The organism is Burkholderia sp. BCC1047 (genome assembly GCF_902833155.1).
GTDB lineage: Bacteria > Pseudomonadota > Gammaproteobacteria > Burkholderiales > Burkholderiaceae > Burkholderia > Burkholderia sola.
The window spans coordinates 109,635-129,392 of sequence record NZ_CADFEH010000003.1; the positions used below are offsets into that span (position 1 = coordinate 109,635).

Sequence of the window (19,758 nt, forward strand, 5' to 3'; positions counted from 1 at the left end):
GGGACTGCCGTGAATACGGAATTCGATGCCACCCGCTCCGCGCCCGGCGCCGTCAGCCTGGTCGATCGCCTGCGCGCGCTGCTGCGCGTGGGGTCGGCGCGCGGCCGCGCCGGCGCATTGAGCCGGCTCGCGATCGACGGCCTGCCCGATACCTGGACGCAACTGGAGGCCGGCGGTCTTTACGCGATCTACGCGGCCGGCGGCACGCCGGGATGCGACGCGCTGGTGTGGGAAAGCGCGCGCCAGGCGCGCACGCGCGACGTCACGATCGTGCTCGCGCGCGATCCGGCGCGCGTCGCCGCGCAGATGGCATCGCTCGGCTTCGCGGGCGGCGCGCAGCCGGCCGGCTGGCCGCGCAACCTGAACGTGCTGGCGATGCCGCCGGCGGCCGAGCCGGCCGACGCCGGTGCCGACGCCGGCGTGACCGCCGCTGCGCCGCGCGGCGCGGCGCCGGGCCCATTCGCGCGGCTGACCGGCGGCTTGCGCGCGATGAAGCGCTACGGGCTGCATGCCCGTTCGCTGTATTTCGTTGAAGGCGCGCAGCGCTGGTTCAGCTGGGACGATCCGGTCGCGCTCGCGGATGAAGCGCACGCGCTGGCCGACTGGTGCCGCACGCGCCGGATCGCGCTCGTGCTGCTGCTCGACCCCGAAGCGACCCGGGCGGGCGACGACGCGCGCGCCGACGATGCGCCGCTCGTGCGCGACGCGGATCGTACGCCGCGCAGCGGCTTCCACGGGATCTGCTCGGGCGTCGCGCAGTTGCAGCGCACGCACGGCGAGCTGCTGTGGGTCGTCGATTTCTGGCGCGCGGGCGACACGCTCGCGGCCGGCGAGGTGCGGCCGCTGCGCTTTGCGCCGGGCGGCCGGCTGTCGGCGAGCGTCGATGGCGGCGCGACCGAGCCGGCGCGCCGGATGAAGCTCGCGAGCGACGAGGATCGCGTGGTGGTCAGCCGCACGGTGCTCGACGGCGCGAGCCGCGTGCCGGACGGCTGGGAGATCGTCGACGACAACGCGGCCGTCGTCGCCGCGTGCGCGAACGCGCAGGCCGCGACCGCGGTGCTCGTGTTCCGCTCGCATGCGCAGCTCGAAGCGCTGTGCGCGGACGTGCACGCGCTGCGCCGGCAGTGCGGCGGCGCGCTGAAGATCGCGGTCGTCGAGCGCGGCGAGGTGCTGCGTCAGCAGTTCGAGGTGCTCGTGCTGAGCGTCGGCGCGAACCGGGTCGTCGCGCGCGACCTGCCCGTCTCGCGGATGCAGGCGGCCGTGCACGCGCTGCACGGCCAGCTCTACGCGCGGCCCGTCGCGGCCGACTATCGCGCGGCGCTCGCGGCCGCGCTCGGCGATTCGGTGCTCGGCTATCTGCCGGTCGGCGCGTTCTGCCTGCGGATTCGCGCGGTGCTCGACCGCGGCGCGGTGCTCGCGCTGCCGCACACGCTCGCGAAGCTCACGCTGTTGCCGGGCGTGTCGCACGTCGACGCGCTGCGGCACTGCCGGCCGCGCCGCGCGGGCGACGTCGTGACGGCCGATGCCGCCCACCTGTTCGTGTTCCTGTTCGCGTGCGAGCCGGTCGACGCCGACGATGCGCTCGCGCGAATCTTCGACGTGCCGGTCGATACGCTGTCCGATCGCGTCGTGTGCCTCGGCCAGGGCAGCATCGACACCGAGCTCGATGCGCTGAAGGCCGAGAACCGGCGCGCGCCGATCGCCGACTACAGCGACCTGTTCGCGGCGACGCAACCGGCCGCCGCCGCGCGCACAGCGCCTGCGCCGGCTGGTCCGGGCACGGCGTTGCCCGACGCGAGCGAGGTGAGCGACGCGATCGAGGCGATCGATACCGTCGTCGCGCTCGACGCGATCGGCGTGCCGCAGGCATCCGCGTCCGGCGCCATCGACGCCGTCGACGCGTCGCCGCCGCAACCCGTCATTCCCGCCGCGCGTGCGCGCGGCGCCGTCCGCAGCGCGATGCCGCTGCGCAAGCAGGAGGACGCATGATCGCCGAACTCGTCATCGGCTTCATCGTCGGTGTCGCGATCGCGGTGCCGGTGTGGATCGTCGCGCAGCACCTCGGCATCGGCCGCGGCTTCCACGCGCCGCGCGGCATCGACCGGCGCGACGCGGTGCCGTGCGAGCTCGTGCCGGTCGCGCTGCGCGGCCGCCTGCTGCCGGATGTCGGCGGCGAAGAGGCCGACGAACGCCACGAACGCCACGAACGCGACAGCAAGGCGGCACGATGAAGACGATCGCCCTCACGTCGACGACGGGCGGCGCGGGCCGCACGACGCTGGCCGCCGCGCTCGCGGTGCTGCTCGCGCGCCGCGGCCGGCCGGTCGTCGCCGTCGAATTCGATGCACAGAACCTGATGGGCGCGACGCTCGGCCTCGATACGCTGGCCGAACACGGTCTCGCGCACGGCCTGCTCGGCGGCGCCGAACCGTGGCACGCGCACACGTGGCGCAACGCCGACGGCGTGCTGTTCGTGCCGTACGGGCAGGTCGATGCGGCCGGCGCCGCCGCGTGCGATGCGCGGCTCGCCGCCGATCCGGCGTGGCTCGCGCGCGCGCTCGACGAGATCGCGCTGCCGGCCGACGGCGTCGTGCTGATCGACACCGCGCGCTATCCGTCGCCGCAGGCCGAGCAGGCGATTCGCCGCGCGGACCTGACGCTCGTCGTCGTGCCGCCGGAGCCGGTCGCGTGCGCGACGACGGCCGCGCGGCTCGGCGCGCTGCGGGCCGGCCGCGGCGAACTGCAGATCGTCGTGAACCGGCTGAATCCGGCGCGCGACATGCAGCGCGACGCGCTGGCGATGCTGCGCGCGATCGCGGGGCCGGCGTCGATGCTCGAGCAGCGCGTCCACGTCGACGCGGCGATGCCTGAAGCGCTCGCGCGCGGCAGCTGGATCTTCGACGATGCGCCGTATTCGCAGGCGTCGCACGACCTGAACGGCGTCGCGAACTGGGTCGACACGTGGCTGAAGGCGGCCGTCGCCGGCCGCGCGGGAGCCGCGCGATGAAGGCCGCGCTCGCGTCGCGACTGCGCGCGTTCGGCCGTCGCGCGGCCGACTGGTGCGCGCGCGGCATCGGGCTGCCGGCGGAACGCACGCGGGTGGACTGGTTCGTGCGGCTGTTCTTCCACGCACCGCCGCCCGGCCGCCCCGATCATGTGCGCCGCTGGGTGCGCATTGCGTTCCTGCGGCTCGCGCACGACTGGGGCGTGCTGCAACCGCTCAGCGTGCGCGAATGGCTGTGGCGCGCGATCGTGCGCGCGCCGCGTGCGGCCGACGGCCGGCCCGCGCGCGATCCGCTCGCGTGGTTCGACACGTTCGTCGTGCCCGTCTACGTGGCCGCGCGTGCGGTCGGCCGGCGCGTCAACGCGATGCTCGAGCGTCTGCCGTGGGCGCGCTGGGGCGGCTGGCTCGATGCGCGCGCGAACGGCGTCGGCCGGCGCCGCTGGCTCGCGCCGCTGCTGCTCGTCGCCGGCGCGGTGCTGTGGGCCGCGGCCGGGATGTCGCCGCTGATGCCCGGCGCGCAGTTCGCGTTCTTCGCGATCGTCGCGGTGCTCGCGCTCGCGCTGCGCCGCCTGCCGGGCCATCTGCCGACCCTCGCGCTCGCGTCGCTCGCGCTCCTGGCCACGCTGCGCTACGTGTGGTGGCGCACGACGCAGACGCTCGACTTCCGCAGCCCCGTCGAAGCCGTCGCCGGCTACCTGCTGTACGGCGCCGAAGCCTATACGTGGATGATCCTGCTGCTCGGCTTCGTGCAGACCGCGTGGCCGCTCGACCGGCCGATCGTGCCGCTGCCCGACGATCCGGACACCTGGCCGACCGTCGACGTCTATATCCCGACCTACAACGAGCCGCTGTCGGTCGTGAAGCCGACCGTGTTCGCCGCGCAGAGCATCGACTGGCCGAGCGCGAAGCTGCGCGTGTACCTGCTCGACGACGGCCGGCGCCCCGAGTTCGCGGCATTCGCGGCCGAGGCCGGCATCGACTACCTGACGCGCGACGACAACCTGCATGCGAAGGCCGGCAACATCAACCGCGCGCTGCCGAAGACGCACGGCGACTACATCGCGATCTTCGACTGCGATCACGTGCCGACGCGCTCGTTCCTGCAGACGACGATGGGCGTGTTTCTGCGCGACCCGAAATGCGCGCTCGTGCAGACGCCGCACCATTTCTTCTCGCCCGATCCGTTCGAGCGCAATCTCGGCACGTTCCGCGAGGTCCCGAACGAGGGCAACCTGTTCTACGGCCTCGTGCAGTCGGGCAACGACCTGTGGAACGCGACGTTCTTCTGCGGATCGTGCGCGGTGCTCAAGCGCAGCGCGCTGGAGGAGGTCGGCGGCGTCGCGGTCGAGACCGTGACCGAGGACGCGCACACCGCGCTCAAGCTGCATCGGCGCGGCTATACGTCGGCGTACCTGCCGACCGTGCAGGCGGCCGGCCTCGCGACCGAAAGCCTCGCCGGCCACGTGAAGCAGCGCACGCGCTGGGCGCGCGGGATGGCGCAGATCTTCCGGATCGACAACCCGTTCCTCGGGCGCGGGCTCGGCTTCATCCAGCGGATCTGCTACGGCAACGCGATGCTGCATTTCTTCTACGGGATTCCGCGGCTGATATTCCTGACGATCCCGCTCGCGTACCTGTTCTTCCACCTGTACTTCATCAACGCGTCGTCGTTCGCGCTCGCGAGCTACGTGATCCCGTATCTCGTGCTCGCGAACGTCGCGAACTCGCGGATGCAGGGGCGCTACCGTCATTCGTTCTGGGCCGAGGTCTACGAATCGGTGCTCGCGTGGTACATCGCGCTGCCGACCACCGTCGCGTTCTTCAGCCCGAAGCACGGCAAGTTCAACGTGACCGACAAGGGCGGCAAGATCGACGAAGGCTACGTCGACTGGTCGACCTCGAAGCCGTATCTCGTGCTGTTCGCGCTGAACGTGCTCGCGATCGTCGCGGGCCTGTGGCGGCTCGTGGCCGACCAGGGCGACGAGGCGTCGACGATCCTGATCACGCTCGGCTGGACCGTCTACAACCTCGCGATGCTCGGCGCGGCGCTGGCCGTCGCGCGCGAGACCAAGCAGGTGCGCGTCACGCACCGGATCGCGATGCGCGTGCCGGCGATGCTGCTGCTCGCCGACGGCTCGACCGCCGCGTGCTTCACGAGCGACTACTCGACCGGCGGCCTCGGGCTCGAGGCGGTGCCGGGGCTGTCGCTCGCCGTCGGCGATACGCTGACGGTGTGCGTGACGCGCGGCGACCGCGCGTTTCCGTTCCCGGTGCGCGTGACGCGTGCGACGCCGACCCATGTCGGCGTGAGCTTCGAGGAACTGACGCTCGAGCAGGAGCGGCAGCTCGTGCAATGCACGTTCGGCCGCGCGGATGCGTGGCTCGACTGGCACGAAAGCGCGCGGCCCGACACGCCGCTCGGCGGGCTCAAGGAAGTGCTGCGGATCGGGCTCGACGGTTATGTACGAATGTGGAAGGGTGCGGCGCGCGGCGTGCAGGCCATGCTCGCGCCGAAACTCGATCGCGCGCGCGACTGACGCGGCGCGCATCATGGAGTGGGTTAGATGACGTTCTGGAATCTGTATTTCATCCTGAAGTTCGCGCTGTTCGCGACCGGGCGCCTGCAGCCGTTCTGGCTCGCGAACCTTGCGTTCGCGGTGGCGCTGGTGGCGAGCGCGCCGATCCGGTCGCGTGCGTGGCGCATCGTCCGGCAGGTCGTGGCGATCGCGATCGCGGTGCCGCTGCTCGCGCGCGAGCTGCATGCGCCGCCGCTCGCCCGTCTCGCCGAGGCCGCGCGCGAGGTCAGCACGTTCCGTCTCGACTACTGGATGGAGCTGTTGCCGCGGCTGCTGCCGCCCGTGCTGGCGCTGACGATCGTCGGCGTGCTGATCGTCTATTTCATCGTCAATCGCTGGCTGCGCGTCGCGACGTTCGTGGTGGCCGTGCTGATCGTGATGCCGCTGTGGCAGGCCGGCAGCGGGCTGATGGCGCGCGTCGCCGCGCCGGCGCAGCCGCAGGCGAACGCGGCGGGCGCCACGCGCGTCGACCAGCCCGAGGACCACAACGCGGCGCTCGCGACGTTCCGCGCGCAGGAGTCGCAGCGGCAGGTCGCGTTCGGCCATCTCGGCAGCGATCCGGCCGCGCAGTTCGACGTGATCGTGCTGCACATCTGCTCGCTGTCGTGGGACGACCTCGATGCGGCGAAGGTGCGCAACCATCCGATGCTGAGCCACTTCGACTACCTGTTCACGAACTTCAGCACGGCCGCGAGCTACAGCGGCCCGGCGGCGATCCGCGTGCTGCGCGCGAGTTGCGGGCAGGAAGCGCACGCGGACCTGTACAAGAGCGCGCCGCAGCAGTGCCATCTGTTCTCGCAACTGGCGGGCGCCGGCTACACGGTGCAGTCGCTGCTGAACCACGACGGCCATTTCGACAATTTCCTGCAGGTGATCCACGACAACATCGGCGTGGCCGATGCGCCGATGATCTCGAACGCGGCTGCGCCGGTCGCGATGCATGCGTTCGACGGCTCGGCGATCAAGGACGACTACTCGACGCTCGCGAACTGGTACGCGCAGCGCGCGGCGGTGCCGGGGCCCGTCGCGCTGTACTACAACACGATCAGCCTGCACGACGGCAACCGGGTGGTCGGCAGCGCGCTGACGAGCATCGACTCGTACCCGCAGCGCGCGACGAAAATGATGACCGACTTCGACCGTCTCGCCGACCTGATCGCGCAATCGGGCCGCCGTGCGGTGATCGTGTTCGTGCCCGAGCACGGCGCCGCGTTGCGCGGCGACAAGAACCAGGTCGCGGGGCTGCGCGAGATTCCGACGCCGCGCATCGTGCACGGGCCGGTCGGCGTGCGGCTCGTCGGCTTCACGGGTAACCACGGCGCGACGACCGTGATCGACCAGCCGACCAGTTTCCTCGCGCTCGCGCAGTTGCTGTCCAATCTCGTGTCGAACAGCCCGTTCAAGCCGGGCGCGACGCTCGCGCAATACGCGGCCGATTTGCCGCGCACGCGGATGATCGGCGAGAACGAGGGCACGGTGACGATGCAGACGGCCGCGGGTTACGCGGTGAAAACTCCGGACGGCGTATGGATCGACGAACAGTGACGATTTCCGGCGAAGGCGACGACGATCGCCTGTCGCAACCGAACGACGTGATCGGCCTCGCGCGGCATCTGCCCGCGCTCGATCCCGAGCGCTACGTCGACGAACAGGCGCGTCGCGCGTTCGACGCGTCGCTCGATCGCTGGCCGACGCTCGCGAAGCTGATGGGATTGAAGGCCTGAAGGAACGGCGGCCGGGCAGGGGATCCCCGATTTTAATCAGGCGTGGTTGACACGAAACTAGACCGGTCTATATCATTTGGCGCAGTCCATCGGGCGTACGTCCCAGGCTGTTGCGGCTATTCCGTTGAATAGCCGCGCGAGCCGCGCGTATGTTTATTCGGTAAATGGGCGATAAAAGTCAAATAATGGAGGGTTTATGCGTTCGGCAAGCGCTATTCTCGTGGGGCTGACGGTATTGCTGGTGTCCGGCTGCGCGGGTATCGCCGGCAGCACCAACATGCTGACCGACGACAAGATCAAGTCCAGTACCGCCGGCACGCTGGGGTACTCGCCCGATGAACTCGTCATCGTCAATCGCCGCACCGAAGGGACGAATACCTACGTCAACCTGAAAGCCAGGGACGGCAAGGAGTTCGCGTGCACGATCAACGGCGGCAATCTGCTGTCTTTCGGCATGACGAACCCGCCGGTTTGCAACCGCAAGGGGCAGCCGCGCCAGGGCGGCCCGTTCTCTTGAACGTAAAGGTCGTACGGTCGGCCCTCTGACCGGCGCCGTCGCCAGGGCGGTCCGGCGATCCGCGTCGCAACTGCCGGTGCCGGTCACCGCAGATTCATTGGGTGTTTGTCTCGTATCGGTTGGGGCTGCCATGTCGTATCACATTCGGATCGCGTTTCGAACGGCAGGGCTGTGCGCGGCCATGGTCGCCGCGCTGTCGGGGTGCGCAGGGATGTTGAACGTATCGTCCGGCCCGCAGCCGGAACGCGTGGCGGCGCAGAAGGAAGACGGCGCACGCTATACCCGGACGCTGACGTCGTTCATCGCGCTGGTGTCGAGCGCCCAGTCCTCCACGCCCGACAGTCGCGCCAGCATACTCGACGCTTACCAGCGCGTCCTGTATCAATACTCGGTGGCTGCCGTGAGCTGGGTGCGGCTCGTCCATCCGGCGCTGCAGCCGCTGCCGCCGTCGCTGCAGCCGCTTCCCGCGCCGACGGGCACGCCGACGACGGCCGAGGTCGATCGCGGCTATGAACACGCGCTCGAGATGCGGGTGGCGATGTGGGATATCGGCGAGGCGGCAATCTGGGGGAAGACCTCGAAGATGTCGATCCCCCGCTACCGCGGCACCGCGCCTGCCGTGCCGGTGCCGCCGCCGCTGCCGCCATTCCAGGACGCGCGCGATCCCCGGTATGCGAGGCTGGTTGCGCTGACGAAGCAGGCGGACGACGCGCAGCGCGCGTCGATCGAGCAACAGCGGCAGGTAGAGTCCAAAGCGTTGGCCAACGCGCTTGCCATGGCGAGGGCCGTGCCGTACTCGCCGCCGCAAGCGCAGGCGCAGCCTCAGCAGGAACAGCGCTGGTGTACGCAGTCGGGTGGCGGAGTCGTGGGCCGCGTGCCGTGCTGAGCGCGCATCGCCGGGCGGCCGCGGCCGCCCGTTGCGCGTGGCGTCATGCCTTGCGTTCCGGCTGGCGCGTCCATTCGTTTTCTTCGCCCGGCACCTTGCCGAACGTCTGATCGGCCCACGCGGCACGCGCCGCATCGATCTTCGCGCGTTCGCTCGACACGAAATTCCATTCGATGAAACGCTCGCCCGGCAGGTGCGCGCCGCCGAGCAGCATCACGCGTGCGCCGTTCGTGCTGGCCAGCGCGACGGTCGCGCCCGGTTCGAGCACGGCCATCGTCGCGGGGGCGAGCGGCGTGCCGTCGATGCCGAGGTCGCCGTCGACGAGATATACGCCGCGTTCGTCGTGCTCCGCATCGAGCGCGAGCTGCCCGCCCGGCGCGAATTCCGCATACGCATAGAGCGTCGGCGAGAACACGGCGACCGGCGACGCGCGCCCGAACGCGGTGCCCGCGATCACGCGCACGGTCACGCCGTCGCGCGTGAACGACGGCAGCGTGTCGGCCGCATGGTGAACGAACGCGGGCGCGGTGTCTTCGTGCTCGACCGGCAGCGCGACCCAGGTCTGGATCCCGTGCACCGGCTGCTCGCGCGGCCGATCCTCGTCGGGCGAGCGCTCCGAATGCACGATGCCGCGGCCGGCCGTCATCCAGTTCACGTCGCCCGGCACGATCTTCTGCCGGAAGCCGAGGCTGTCGTGATGCATCAGCGAGCCGTCGAACAGGTAGGTGACGGTCGCGAGCCCGATGTGCGGATGCGGCAGCACGTCGATGCCGCGGCCGGCCGGCAGCACCGCCGGGCCCATCTCGTCGAAGAAGATGAACGGGCCGACGAGGCGTGCGGCGCGCGCGGGCAGCACGCGGCGCACGACGAGGTTGCCGATGTCGCTTTCGCGCGGCGTGAGCAGGGTCTTGATCGAGGCGGACATGACGGGAATCTCGTGACGGGGGCGGGAATACTTAAGCGATCGCCGTGTCGATCGCGATCGGGTGCGTGAGGATCTTGTGCACCGGGCATGCGTTCGCGATCTGCAGCAGGCGTTCGCGCTGCTCGTCGGTCAGGTCGCCGTCGAGCGTGATGCGGCGCACGATCGTGCTGCCCGCGCTGCCCTATTCGTGCGCGAGCTTCACGTGCACTTCGTCGAGCGGCCAGCCTTTTCGTTGCGCAACCATCTTCAGCGTGATCGCGGTGCACGCGCCGAGACTCGACAGCAGCAGCGCGACGGGCGTCGGCGCCGTATCGCCGCCGCCGAGCGACGCGGGTTCGTCGGCGCGCCACTGGTGGACGCCGTCGGTGAAGTGGACGAGGTAATCGACCGGGCCGATGCTCGCTTCGACGGTGAGTTCGCTCATTGAAATTCCAGGTGGGGAAAGGGGGCGGGCCTGCCGGCAGGCCGGACGTCAGGGTTCGAGCAGGCGCTGCAGCCGCAGCTCCTCGAAATCCAGTTCGGATTCTATGCGGTGCAGCACCGCGTCGTCGACCCGGCCGTCGCGATGCAGGCCGAGCAGCGCGTCGCGCGACACGCCGACGAGTTCGAGCTCGACGCGCAGCATCCGCGCGCGCACGTCCGCGGGCTCCGCGCCGTCGCGGTGCGCGCGTTCGTTGAACGCGACGCGGCTGCGGTATTCGGTCAGCAGCCGGTCGAGCGATGCGCGTTCGAGGCCGGCGCCGCGCTGCTCGCGCGCGTCGAGCTCGGCAAGCGCCGCGCCGAACGTGTGCGCGCGCACCGCGTGTTCGGACATCGTGCGGCGCGCGGCCGGGCGCAGTTTCAGCACGCGGATCAGCGGCGCGAGCGTGCCGCCCTGCACGACGAGCGTCGCGATGATCAAGAGGAACGTGCTGAACAGGATCAGGTCGCGGCCCGGGAAATTGGCCGGCAGCGCGATCGCGGCCGCGAGGCTCACGACGCCGCGCATGCCCGACCAGCCGAGCACGACGGCTTCGCGCCACGACCATGCCGCGTGGCCCGCGCGCCGCGCGCGCAGGCGGCCCGGCAGCCACATCGCGACGAACACCCACACGATGCGCGCGCCGATCGCGGCGGCCGTCGCCGGCAGCGCGACCCGCAGGCCGGCCATCAGCACCGCGCCTTCGTGGTTCACGCCCGCGAGGATCGCGTGCAGCGCGAGGCCGATCAGGATGAACACGAGCGCGTCGAGCACGAACACGATCGCTTCCCACGTCGCCTTCGCCTTGATCCGCATGTCGGCGCCGAACACGCGATGCTGGCGCACGCCGAGCACGAGGCCGCAGGTGACGACCGACAGCACGCCGGAACCGTGGACGGCTTCCGCGATCCCGTAGCTGCCCCATGCCATCGCGAACGTCACGACGATGCCGAGCATCGGCTCGCGCAGGCGTTGCAGCACCCAGCACATCGCATGGCCGCACGCGAGGCCGACCGCGATGCCGATCAGCGTGAGCGAGAAGAACAGGCCGGTCGCGCTCGCCGTCGTGATCGACACGGCGAGCGCGGCCGACACGGCCATCTGGTACAGCAGCAGGCCCGACGCATCGTTGACGAGGCTTTCGCCTTCGAGCACCGCGACGAGCCGCGCGGGCAGCGGGTGGCGCTGCAGGATCGCCTTCGCGGCGACCGCGTCGGGCGGCGACACGATCGCGCCGAGCGTGAAGCATGCGGCCCACGGCAACGATGGATTCGCCGCATGCACGGCGAGCGCGACCGCGACGGTCGTGAACGCCACGGCCCCGAGCGCGAGCGACGCGATCGATGCGAGCTCCTGCCGGAATTCCTTCCACGCGGTGTAGAACCCGCTCGACATCAGCAGCGGCGGCAGCACGGCCGCGAGCAGCAGTGCAGGGTCCATGTCGGGTACGCGCTTGCCGGCGACGGCGACCACGCAGCCGCCGAGCAGCAGCACGACGGCCGGCGGAATCGAGATTCGCTCGGCGAGCCAGGTGAGGGCGCCCGCGCCGCAGATCAACAGCAACAGGTAATGGAACAGCTCGACGTTGGTCATGCGTGGCCGGCGGCGATGGGGTAGATCAAGAAGGTTTGCGGTCGTTCGCGGCGCCGCCCGGCAGCGCGCCGAACATGTGCTGGCTGCACTTCGCTTCGCGCCATGCGGCGTTCAGCCGATGGCCGGACAGCATGCGCCGCGCGACGGGCAGGATCTGTTCGCCGGCCAGCATGCCGAGCAGGCCGACGAGCGCGATGACCGGCGGCGCGGGCGAGTTCACGCCGATCGCGCCGTAGATGACGCCGGCAAGGATGCCGGCGAGCAGCGAGAAGACATGGGCTTTCATGATGGGCGTCTCGTGGTCTCGTGATCGGAAAATTGACGGCGACGCGTGCATCGCCGAGGTCCTGGAAGCGTATCGGGTTTACGTGAGGAAAAAAAGGGCGGATTGCCCTTGGTCGACCATCTATTCTGGAATCCGAGTGATTCCATTTTTTGGATGTTCGCGCCAGAGGATTGCGGTTTTAATCAATCGAGACAGACGACGCGGATTCGGCGTCGTACCGACTCGACGCCTCCCGCGTGCGCGGCGAGGCAAGACTCCCTTTCCGTTCAAAGGATGATCACGCCATGAGCAACCCGAAACTTGAAGTACTGACGCCGCAGAACAGCCAGTTGATCTTCATCGATCAGCAGCCGCAGATGGCGTTCGGCGTACAGTCGATCGATCGGCAGACGCTGAAGAACAACGTCGTCGGGCTCGCGAAGGCCGCGAAGGTCTTCAACATTCCGACCACGATCACGACGGTCGAAAGCGACAGCTTCTCGGGCCACACCTATCCCGAACTGCTCGACGTGTTCCCGAACCAGAAGACGCTCGAACGCACGTCGATGAATTCGTGGGATGACCAGAAGGTGCGCGACGCGCTCGCCGCGAACGGCCGCAAGAAGGTGGTCGTGTCGGGCCTGTGGACCGAGGTGTGCAATACGACGTTCGCGCTCTGCGCGATGCTCGAAGGCGACTACGAGATCTACATGGTTGCCGACGCATCGGGCGGCACGTCGCAGGCCGCGCACGATTTCGCGATGCAGCGGATGGTGCAGGCCGGCGTGGTGCCGGTCACGTGGCAGCAGGTCCTGCTCGAATGGCAGCGCGACTGGGCGCGCCGCGACTCGTACGACGCGGTGATGGCAATCGCGAAAGAGCATTCGGGCGCATACGGGATGGGCGTCGACTACGCGTACACGATGGTCCACAAGGCAGCGCAGCGTACCGCGACGCCGCACGAGTCGATTCCGGCCGTGCCGGCGAAGTAACGGGCTGCCGGCCGCGATCGCCGCGCGGGATGCTGTGATCGCGTGCCATCGGCCGTCGCGCGTTCAGGCGGCGGGCAGCGCCCACGGCGCGCGCGAGAAATGTTCGGCGAGGAATTCGAGCAGCACCGTCACGCGCGCGGCGCGCAGCATGCCGGGCGGCGTGACGAGGTTCACGTTGATGTCCGCGATCTTCCAGTCGCTCATCACTTCCTCGAGTTCGCCGCGCTGCAGTTCGTCCCACACCAGGAACTCGGGCTGAAGCGCGAGGCCGTGCCCCTCGATGAGCGCGGGCACGATCACGTCGGCGTTGTTGGAGCGGATGCGTCCGTGCACGTTCACGCCGAAGTCGTCGCCCGATGCCGGGTGACGAAAGCGCCAGTACTCGGGCGTCGGCAGGTTCGTGTAGGTGAGGCACACGTGCTGTTCGATGTCGCGCGGATGCGCGGGCCGGCCGTGCCGGTCGAGGTACGCGGGCGACGCGACGAGCGGCCGGCGCACCGCGCACAGCCGGCGCGAGCGCAGCGACGAATCGCTCAACTCGGCGATCCGGATCGCGACGTCGAAGCCGCCGGACACGATGTCGACGATGTGGTCGGTGAGCACGAGATCGACGTCGACGCGCGGATAGCGCTCGAGAAACGCGGGCAGTACCGGCGACAGATGGCGCAGCCCGAACGACATCGGCGCGTTCACGCGCACGAGGCCGTGCGGTTCCAGCGCTTGCGCGGTGGCCTCGCTCTCGATCAGTTCCGCATCGGCGAGCAGGCGGATCGCGCGGTCGCGCAGCAGTTCGCCGGTCGGCGTGAGCGACAGCTTGCGCGACGTGCGGTACAGCAGCATCGCGCCGAGACGCTTTTCGAGGCGCGCGATCGCCTTCGACACGGTGGGTTGCGATATGCCGAGCAGGTCGGCCGCTTTCGCGAACGAACCCGTCTCCGCGACGCGCGCGAAGATGGCCCAGGCCTCGAGATCAGGAAGGTATTGCATGGTCGGAGCGGATGGCAGGGAAGCGAAACGGATGCGTTGCGCCGCGCAGGCGGCGTCGCGATGCCGATGATTCTAATCCGGCCGGGAGAAAAAATCGTTATGGAATCTTATCTAATTTCATTGGGCGCCGGCCTGCTGATCGGCGTCGTGTACAGCGTGATCAAGGTCCGCTCGCCCGCGCCGCCGCTGATCGCGCTGATAGGCCTCGCCGGCATGCTGATCGGCGCGCAGGCCATCGGCGCCATCCGCCACTGGCTCGGCTTCTGACCGCATCGAGGAGATGTCAATGAGCGCAACCGATACTCAACCCGATCTGATCCTGCACAACGGGCACATCACGACGCTCGACCGCGCGAACCCGGTCGCGACCGCCGTCGCGATCAAGGACGGCCGCTTCGTCGCCGTCGGCAGCGAAGCGGACGTGATGCCGCTCGCGGGCCGCGCGACGAAGGTGGTCGATCTCGGCGGCCGCGGCGTGCTGCCGGGTCTGATCGACAACCACTGCCACGTGATTCGTGGCGGACTGAACTACAACATGGAACTGCGTTGGGACGGCGTGCCGTCGCTTGCGCTCGCGATGGAGATGCTCAAGCAGCAGGTCGCCGTGACGCCCGCGCCGCAGTGGGTGCGCGTGGTCGGCGGCTTCACCGAACACCAGTTCGTGGAGAAGCGGCTGCCGACGATCGAAGAACTCAATGCGGTCGCGCCGGACACGCCGGTGTTCATCCTGCACCTGTACGATCGCGCGTTGCTGAACGCGGCCGCGCTGCGTGTCGTCGGCTATACGAAGGACACGCCGGAGCCGCCGGGTGGCACGATCCTGCGCGATGCCGCGGGCAACCCGACCGGCCTGCTGCTCGCGAACCCGAACGCGACGATCCTCTACGCGACGCTCGCGAAGGGGCCGAAGCTGCCGTTCGAGTATCAGTACAACTCGACGCGCCATTTCATGCGAGAGCTGAACCGGCTGGGCGTGACGGGCGTGATCGACGCGGGCGGCGGGTCGCAGAATTACCCCGACGATTACGAAGTGATCCGCAAGCTGCACGACGCGGGCGAGATGACGATCCGGATCGCGTACAACCTGTTCACGCAGAAGCCGAACGCGGAGAAGGAAGACTTCGTGAACTGGACGAAGAGCGTCAAGTACCACGACGGCACCGACTACTTCCGCCATAACGGCGCCGGCGAGATGCTGGCGTTTTCCGCGGCCGACTTCGAGGATTTTCGCGTCGCGCGTCCGGACCTGCCCGCGCAGATGGAGGACGATCTCGAAGGCGTCGTGCGCGTGCTCGCGGAAAACCGCTGGCCGTGGCGCATGCACGCGACCTATGACGAAACGATCAGCCGCGCGCTCGACGTGTTCGAGAAGGTCAACGAGGACATTCCGCTCGAAGGGCTGAACTGGTTCTTCGATCACGCGGAAACGATCACCGAGCAATCGATGGACCGGATCGCCGCGCTCGGCGGCGGGATCGCGGTGCAGCACCGGATGGCGTACCAGGGCGAATACTTCGTCGAGCGCTACGGCGCGCAAGCCGCGGAGGCGACGCCGCCGGTCGCGAAGATGCTCGCGAAGGGGCTCAAGGTGTCGGCCGGCACCGACGCGACGCGCGTCGCGTCGTACAACCCGTGGGTGTCGCTTGCGTGGCTCGTGACGGGCAAGACGGTGGGCGGCATGCGCATGTATCCGCAGCGCAACCTGCTCGATCGCGAAACCGCGCTGCGGATGTGGACCGAGTACGTGACGTGGTTCTCGAACGAGGAAGGCAAGAAAGGGCGCATCGCGGTCGGGCAGCTTGCCGACCTGGTGGTCCCGGATCGCGATTTCTTCGGGTGCGCGGAGGACGATATCGCCGCCACGACCGCGTTGCTGACGGTGGTCGACGGGAAGATCGTGTGGGGCGCGGGGCCGTTCGCGTCGCACGACGCGCCGATCCCGCCGGCGATGCCGGACTGGTCGCCGGTGCGCGAGTTCGGCGGCTATGGCGGCTGGGGCGCGACGCAGCGCAACGGCGCGCCGCTGCAACGCGCGGCGGCCGCCGCGATGTGCGCCTGCGCGAACGAATGCAACGTTCACCAGCATGCGCACGCGAGCGCATGGGCCAGCACGTTGCCGACCTCGGATGCGAAGGGCTTCTGGGGCGCGTTCGGCTGTTCGTGCTGGGCGATCTGACATGGCGACGCGCACCGTCTACCGCACCCCCGCGTGGATCCGCGCGCTGCTCGCGCAACCATGGGTCCTGCCGCTCGCGCGCGTCGCGCTGGTGTCCGCCTATCTGCTCGGCGGCGTCGCGAAGGCGCTGGACTTCCCCGCCGCGGTCGCGGAGCAGGCGCATTTCGGCCTGCAGCCGGCCGCGCTGTGGGCGGCGCTCGCGATCGCGGTCGAGATCGCCGGCTCGCTGTGCGTGGTGTTTCGCCGTTTCACGTGGCTGGGCGCCGGCAGTCTCGGTATGCTGACGCTCGTCGCGATGTGCGTGGCGAACGATTTCTGGAACCGTTCGGGCGCCGAACACTTCATCGCGCTCAACAGCTTTTTCGAGCATCTCGGGCTGATCGCGGCACTCGTGCTCGCGACCGTGCTCGACGATGCGCGGCAATCGGCCGATGATGGCCGTTCCATTCGATGACGATGCAACAACCAGGAAACCCTGCGATGAAATTTGTTCGTTCCGTGCTGCTCGCCGCGATGTTCGCGGGCGGCCTCGCCGTCGCGCCCGTGACGTTCGCGAAACCGCCGGCGCCGCCCGCGGTCGTGCCGACGGTGGCGGTCGGTCCGCAGTACGACACGACGCACGTGTGCGTCGCACCGGAAGACTTCGATCGCTTCACCGACAGCTTCGTCGCGACGTTCGGCGGCAAGAAGTCGAAGCAGGGCGTGTTCCAGGTCACGCCCACGCCGAGCCAGACGATGTCGCAACTCGTGCTGACGCCGGTCGGCACGATCTCGGTGTTCGGCTTCAAGACGCCGATCCCGTATCCGTTCTGCGCGGAACGCACCGGCTATCTTGTGACCGACATGGACGTCGCGGTGAAGTCCGCGCGCGAGCACGGCGCCGACGTGATCGTCGACACGTTCCCCGATCCGATCGGTCGCGACGCGATCGTCACATGGCCGGGCGGCGTGAACATGCAGCTGTACTGGCATACGCAGGCGCCGAATTACGACGCGCTGCAGACCATCCCCGAGAATCGCGCGTACGTGTCGCCGCAAAGCGTCCGCAAGTTCGTGCACGACTTCGTCAAGTTCTCGAAAGGCAAGGTGGTGTCCGACAACCTGAAGGCGCCGGGCATCGAGATCGGCCGGCCCGACGATACGTACCGCCGCATTCGGATCGAATCCGGCTTCGGCAAGATGACCGTGCTGGTGACCGACGGCCATCTGCCTTACCCGTTCGGGCGCGAGATGACCGGCTACGAGGTGCCCGATCTCGCCGCGACGCTGAAGCAGGCCGAAGCCGCGGGCGTGACCGTGCTCGTGCCGCCGTTCAAGTCGGACGGCCGCGACGCGGCGCTCGTGCAGTTCCCCGGCGGCTACGTCGCCGAGATCCACGCGAGCGCGGCGCGATGAAGCACGAGGACACGATTCTCGCCGCGGTGGCCGGCTTCGTCGATACGCTGAGCTTCGTCGCGCTGTTCGGGCTGTTCACCGCGCACGTGACCGGCAACTTCGTGCTGATCGGCGCGGGCCTCGCGGGCTTCGGGCAGGGCGTCATACTGAAGCTCAGCGTGTTTCCGGCGTTCGTGTGCGGCGTGATCGCGAGCAGCCTGATCGCGCGGTCGATGGCCGCGCGGCCCGCGTGGCAGGGCACGCGCGTGCTGCACACGGTGCAGGCCGTGCTGCTCCTCGGCTTCTGCGCGGCCGGCGTGTGGGCGACGCCCGTCACGCAGCCCGACAGCGTGGCGGCGCTCGTGGCCGGCATCGTCGGCACGTTCGCGATGGGCGTGCAGAATGCGCATCCGCGCGTGATCGCCCGCGCGGGCGGCGTGCCGAACACGGTGATGACCGGCAACGTCACGCAGGCGATTCTCGACGCGGTCGACATGCTGTCGCCCGGCACGGCGGACAGCGTGCGCGCCACCGCACGCGCACGCTTCGCGAAGATGCTGCCGGCGATCGTCGCGTTCGCGCTCGGCGCGGCGGGCGGTGCGCTCGGGTTCCGCTACGTCGGGTTCCTGGCGCTGCTGGTGCCCGTCGGCGCACTCGCGACGCTTGCGCTGTGCGCCGCGCAAGCGGCCGGTACCCCGACGCAGGAGCGTGCATGATCGAGCGGCGCAGGCGACGCCACGGCCGCCGCTTCGAGCGGGCCGCCCGCGCGTCGATCGTCGCGGGCCTGCTGTGCGCGGGCGCCAACGCGGCGTTCGCGGAAACGGTGGCTGCGTCGACTTCGACCTCGACGTCGACGCAAGAACCGGTACCGGCCTCGACGTCCGCGGCGACCACCGCATCGACGTGCACCGCCAAACGCCCGACCGTCCTGTTCAACCGCTGGCAGGAAGACTGGTCGGTGCTCGCGAGTCCCTGCGTGCCGCACGAGCCGCTCGACGGGCTCAAATACATCCCGCTCGGCCACGATCCGCAATCCTATCTGTCGCTCGGCGTGAACCTGCGCGAGCGGCTCGAGACCAACGACGCGCCGCTGTTCGGCATCGGCGCCGCGCAATCGGATACGTACGTGATCCAGCGTGTCGAAGTGCATGCCGACGCGCATCTCGGCCCGCACTGGCAGTTCTTCGCGCAATTGCAGGACGCACGCGCGTTCGGCAAGAACACGGTGTCTCCGGTCGATAAAAACCCGCTCGATCTCGAACAGGCGTTCGCGACCTACACGGGCGCGCTCGGCGGCGGCACGGTCAAGTTCCGCGTCGGCCGGCAGGAGATGGCGTTCGATTTGCAGCGCTTCATCGCCGCGCGCGACGGCCCGAACGTGCGGCTGGCGTTCGATGCGGTGTGGGCCGATTACGAACACGGCAAGTGGCGCTTCATCGGCTATGCGACGCAGCCGGTGCAGAACCGCAACGCGTCCGATTTCGACGACGTGTCGAATCGCGACCTCACGTTCAGCGGCGTGCGCTTCGAGCGACAGTCGGTCGGGCCGGGCGACCTGTCCGGCTACTGGTCGCGCTACAACCGCAGCAGCGCGCGTTTCCTCGATGCGAGCGGCCCCGAGCATCGCGACGTATGGGACGTTCGCTACACGGGCACGCACGGGCGCTTCGACTGGGATCTCGAGACGATGCTGCAGACCGGCACGGTCGGCAACGCCACGATCGGCGCGTGGGCCGTCGGTTCGATCGCCGGCTACAGGCTCGACGCGCCGTGGTCGCCGCGCATCGCGCTGCAGGTCGACGCGGCGTCGGGCGACCGGCATCCGCACGACGGCCGCGTCGGCACCTTCAATCCGCTGTTTCCGAACGGCTATTACTTCACGCTGGCCGGCTATACGAGCTACGCGAACCTGATTCACGTGAAGCCGTCCGTGACGCTGAAACCGTCGGCGAGCCTGTCGCTGCTCGGCGCACTGGGCTTCCAGTGGCGCGAGACGACCGGCGACGCCGTCTATCAGCAGCCGAGCATCCCGGTGCCGGGCACCGCGGGCAAGGGCGGCCTGTGGACGGGCATGTACGTGCAGTTGCGCGCGGACTGGACGATCGCCGCGAACCTGATCGGCGCGGTGGAGGCCGTGCACTTCCAGGTCGGCGACGCGATCCGGCAGGCGGGCGGGCACAACGCGGATTACGTGGGCGTCGAGCTGAAGTACGGCTGGTGACGGCGGCGCGCGGCCACCCGCGCGCGGCATGAAAAAGGGCAGCCCCGCGAACGGCGGG

At 69.4% G+C, this 19,758-nt stretch carries 19 protein-coding genes and 1 pseudogene; 15 read left to right on the forward strand and 5 right to left on the reverse strand.

Annotation, left to right across the window (positions count from 1 at the left end):
- Positions 1-9: 9 nt before the first annotated feature.
- The 8 genes from bcsE (at position 10) to HWX55_RS04490 (ending at position 8,707) form a co-directional block, all read left to right on the forward strand.
- On the forward strand, positions 10-1,989 hold the full coding sequence (gene bcsE, locus HWX55_RS04455) for a cellulose biosynthesis protein BcsE (protein ID WP_175974299.1): 1,980 nt from the start codon (positions 10-12) through the stop codon (positions 1,987-1,989).
- Positions 1,986-2,231 carry a hypothetical protein gene (locus HWX55_RS04460; protein ID WP_089488344.1) on the forward strand — a complete coding sequence of 82 codons (246 nt, stop codon included), beginning with the start codon at positions 1,986-1,988 and terminating at the stop codon, positions 2,229-2,231. The genes bcsE and HWX55_RS04460 overlap by 4 nt, the downstream gene beginning before the upstream one ends.
- Positions 2,228-3,007, forward strand: a complete 780-nt coding sequence (gene bcsQ / locus HWX55_RS04465; protein WP_175974301.1) for a cellulose biosynthesis protein BcsQ — start codon at positions 2,228-2,230, stop codon at positions 3,005-3,007. The genes HWX55_RS04460 and bcsQ overlap by 4 nt, the downstream gene beginning before the upstream one ends.
- The gene (gene bcsA / locus HWX55_RS04470) at positions 3,004-5,541 is read left to right on the forward strand and encodes a UDP-forming cellulose synthase catalytic subunit (RefSeq protein WP_175974304.1); all 2,538 of its coding nucleotides are present in this window, start codon (positions 3,004-3,006) and stop codon (positions 5,539-5,541) included. Before bcsQ ends, bcsA begins: the two co-directional genes overlap by 4 nt.
- Before the next feature lie 27 nt (positions 5,542-5,568).
- A complete protein-coding gene (bcsG, locus tag HWX55_RS04475; protein ID WP_050018049.1) occupies positions 5,569-7,125 on the forward strand; it encodes a cellulose biosynthesis protein BcsG in 1,557 nt (518 codons plus the stop codon).
- The gene (locus tag HWX55_RS04480) at positions 7,107-7,304 is read left to right on the forward strand and encodes a hypothetical protein (RefSeq protein WP_050018050.1); all 198 of its coding nucleotides are present in this window, start codon (positions 7,107-7,109) and stop codon (positions 7,302-7,304) included. Before bcsG ends, HWX55_RS04480 begins: the two co-directional genes overlap by 19 nt.
- A gap of 196 nt (positions 7,305-7,500) precedes the next feature.
- On the forward strand, positions 7,501-7,821 hold the full coding sequence (locus HWX55_RS04485; protein WP_050018051.1) for a hypothetical protein: 321 nt from the start codon (positions 7,501-7,503) through the stop codon (positions 7,819-7,821).
- 181 nt (positions 7,822-8,002) lie between these two features.
- Positions 8,003-8,707, forward strand: coding sequence for a hypothetical protein (locus tag HWX55_RS04490; RefSeq protein WP_244140486.1), 705 nt, complete (start codon positions 8,003-8,005; stop codon positions 8,705-8,707).
- A gap of 43 nt (positions 8,708-8,750) precedes the next feature.
- Here HWX55_RS04490 and HWX55_RS04495 read toward each other — a convergent pair whose 3' ends face one another.
- From HWX55_RS04495 to HWX55_RS04510, 4 genes and pseudogenes are all read right to left on the reverse strand, one after another.
- Positions 8,751-9,632 carry a pirin family protein gene (locus HWX55_RS04495; RefSeq protein ID WP_175974306.1) on the reverse strand — a complete coding sequence of 294 codons (882 nt, stop codon included), beginning with the start codon at positions 9,630-9,632 and terminating at the stop codon, positions 8,751-8,753.
- 31 nt (positions 9,633-9,663) lie between these two features.
- A pseudogene (locus tag HWX55_RS04500) lies at positions 9,664-10,056 on the reverse strand (OsmC family protein).
- Positions 10,057-10,104: 48 nt separating this feature from the next.
- Entirely contained in the window at positions 10,105-11,685 is a 1,581-nt protein-coding gene (locus HWX55_RS04505; protein WP_175974307.1) for a sodium:proton antiporter, read from the reverse strand.
- 25 nt (positions 11,686-11,710) lie between these two features.
- Positions 11,711-11,971 (reverse strand): XapX domain-containing protein, encoded by a 261-nt coding sequence (locus HWX55_RS04510; RefSeq protein ID WP_175974309.1) that lies wholly within the window; start codon positions 11,969-11,971, stop codon positions 11,711-11,713.
- 284 nt (positions 11,972-12,255) lie between these two features.
- Between HWX55_RS04510 and HWX55_RS04515 the strand changes: the two genes are divergently transcribed.
- Positions 12,256-12,942, forward strand: a complete 687-nt coding sequence (locus HWX55_RS04515; RefSeq protein WP_175974311.1) for a hydrolase — start codon at positions 12,256-12,258, stop codon at positions 12,940-12,942.
- Positions 12,943-13,005: 63 nt separating this feature from the next.
- On the opposite strand, the gene HWX55_RS04520 is transcribed toward HWX55_RS04515, so the two are convergent.
- On the reverse strand, positions 13,006-13,929 hold the full coding sequence (locus tag HWX55_RS04520) for a LysR family transcriptional regulator (RefSeq protein ID WP_175974313.1): 924 nt from the start codon (positions 13,927-13,929) through the stop codon (positions 13,006-13,008).
- Positions 13,930-14,028: 99 nt separating this feature from the next.
- On the opposite strand from HWX55_RS04520, the gene HWX55_RS04525 reads away from it, so the two are divergent.
- The 6 genes from HWX55_RS04525 to HWX55_RS04550 are packed head-to-tail and all read left to right on the forward strand — an operon-like array spanning position 14,029 to position 19,700.
- Positions 14,029-14,196 carry a DUF1427 family protein gene (locus tag HWX55_RS04525; RefSeq protein ID WP_124482527.1) on the forward strand — a complete coding sequence of 56 codons (168 nt, stop codon included), beginning with the start codon at positions 14,029-14,031 and terminating at the stop codon, positions 14,194-14,196.
- A gap of 19 nt (positions 14,197-14,215) precedes the next feature.
- Positions 14,216-16,105, forward strand: coding sequence for an amidohydrolase (locus tag HWX55_RS04530; protein WP_175974316.1), 1,890 nt, complete (start codon positions 14,216-14,218; stop codon positions 16,103-16,105).
- Position 16,106: 1 nt separating this feature from the next.
- Positions 16,107-16,559 (forward strand): DoxX family protein, encoded by a 453-nt coding sequence (locus HWX55_RS04535; RefSeq protein WP_175974318.1) that lies wholly within the window; start codon positions 16,107-16,109, stop codon positions 16,557-16,559.
- 26 nt (positions 16,560-16,585) lie between these two features.
- Positions 16,586-17,500: a glyoxalase gene (locus HWX55_RS04540; RefSeq protein ID WP_175974320.1), complete on the forward strand. Its 915-nt coding sequence runs from the start codon at positions 16,586-16,588 to the stop codon at positions 17,498-17,500.
- Positions 17,497-18,195: a YoaK family protein gene (locus HWX55_RS04545; RefSeq protein ID WP_175974322.1), complete on the forward strand. Its 699-nt coding sequence runs from the start codon at positions 17,497-17,499 to the stop codon at positions 18,193-18,195. Before HWX55_RS04540 ends, HWX55_RS04545 begins: the two co-directional genes overlap by 4 nt.
- Positions 18,192-19,700, forward strand: a complete 1,509-nt coding sequence (locus HWX55_RS04550) for an alginate export family protein (protein WP_175974324.1) — start codon at positions 18,192-18,194, stop codon at positions 19,698-19,700. The genes HWX55_RS04545 and HWX55_RS04550 overlap by 4 nt, the downstream gene beginning before the upstream one ends.
- The last annotated feature ends 58 nt before the right edge of the window (positions 19,701-19,758 follow it).

Excerpts from the sequence above, each read along its gene's own strand:
- HWX55_RS04515 (WP_175974311.1), top strand. The coding sequence starts at position 12,256 with ATGAGCAACCCGAAACTTGAAGTACTGACGCCGCAGAACAGCCAGTTG.
- HWX55_RS04485 (WP_050018051.1), top strand. The coding sequence starts at position 7,501 with ATGCGTTCGGCAAGCGCTATTCTCGTGGGGCTGACGGTATTGCTGGTG.
- HWX55_RS04525 (WP_124482527.1), top strand. The coding sequence starts at position 14,029 with ATGGAATCTTATCTAATTTCATTGGGCGCCGGCCTGCTGATCGGCGTC.
- HWX55_RS04535 (WP_175974318.1), top strand. The coding sequence starts at position 16,107 with ATGGCGACGCGCACCGTCTACCGCACCCCCGCGTGGATCCGCGCGCTG.
- HWX55_RS04495 (WP_175974306.1), bottom strand. The coding sequence starts at position 9,632 with ATGTCCGCCTCGATCAAGACCCTGCTCACGCCGCGCGAAAGCGACATC.
- HWX55_RS04540 (WP_175974320.1), top strand. The coding sequence starts at position 16,586 with ATGAAATTTGTTCGTTCCGTGCTGCTCGCCGCGATGTTCGCGGGCGGC.
- HWX55_RS04460 (WP_089488344.1), top strand. The coding sequence starts at position 1,986 with ATGATCGCCGAACTCGTCATCGGCTTCATCGTCGGTGTCGCGATCGCG.
- HWX55_RS04550 (WP_175974324.1), top strand. The coding sequence starts at position 18,192 with ATGATCGAGCGGCGCAGGCGACGCCACGGCCGCCGCTTCGAGCGGGCC.
- HWX55_RS04480 (WP_050018050.1), top strand. The coding sequence starts at position 7,107 with ATGGATCGACGAACAGTGACGATTTCCGGCGAAGGCGACGACGATCGC.
- bcsQ (WP_175974301.1), top strand. The coding sequence starts at position 2,228 with ATGAAGACGATCGCCCTCACGTCGACGACGGGCGGCGCGGGCCGCACG.
- HWX55_RS04490 (WP_244140486.1), top strand. The coding sequence starts at position 8,003 with ATGGTCGCCGCGCTGTCGGGGTGCGCAGGGATGTTGAACGTATCGTCC.
- HWX55_RS04520 (WP_175974313.1), bottom strand. The coding sequence starts at position 13,929 with ATGCAATACCTTCCTGATCTCGAGGCCTGGGCCATCTTCGCGCGCGTC.
- HWX55_RS04530 (WP_175974316.1), top strand. The coding sequence starts at position 14,216 with ATGAGCGCAACCGATACTCAACCCGATCTGATCCTGCACAACGGGCAC.
- bcsA (WP_175974304.1), top strand. The coding sequence starts at position 3,004 with ATGAAGGCCGCGCTCGCGTCGCGACTGCGCGCGTTCGGCCGTCGCGCG.
- HWX55_RS04505 (WP_175974307.1), bottom strand. The coding sequence starts at position 11,685 with ATGACCAACGTCGAGCTGTTCCATTACCTGTTGCTGTTGATCTGCGGC.
- bcsG (WP_050018049.1), top strand. The coding sequence starts at position 5,569 with ATGACGTTCTGGAATCTGTATTTCATCCTGAAGTTCGCGCTGTTCGCG.
- HWX55_RS04545 (WP_175974322.1), top strand. The coding sequence starts at position 17,497 with ATGAAGCACGAGGACACGATTCTCGCCGCGGTGGCCGGCTTCGTCGAT.
- HWX55_RS04510 (WP_175974309.1), bottom strand. The coding sequence starts at position 11,971 with ATGAAAGCCCATGTCTTCTCGCTGCTCGCCGGCATCCTTGCCGGCGTC.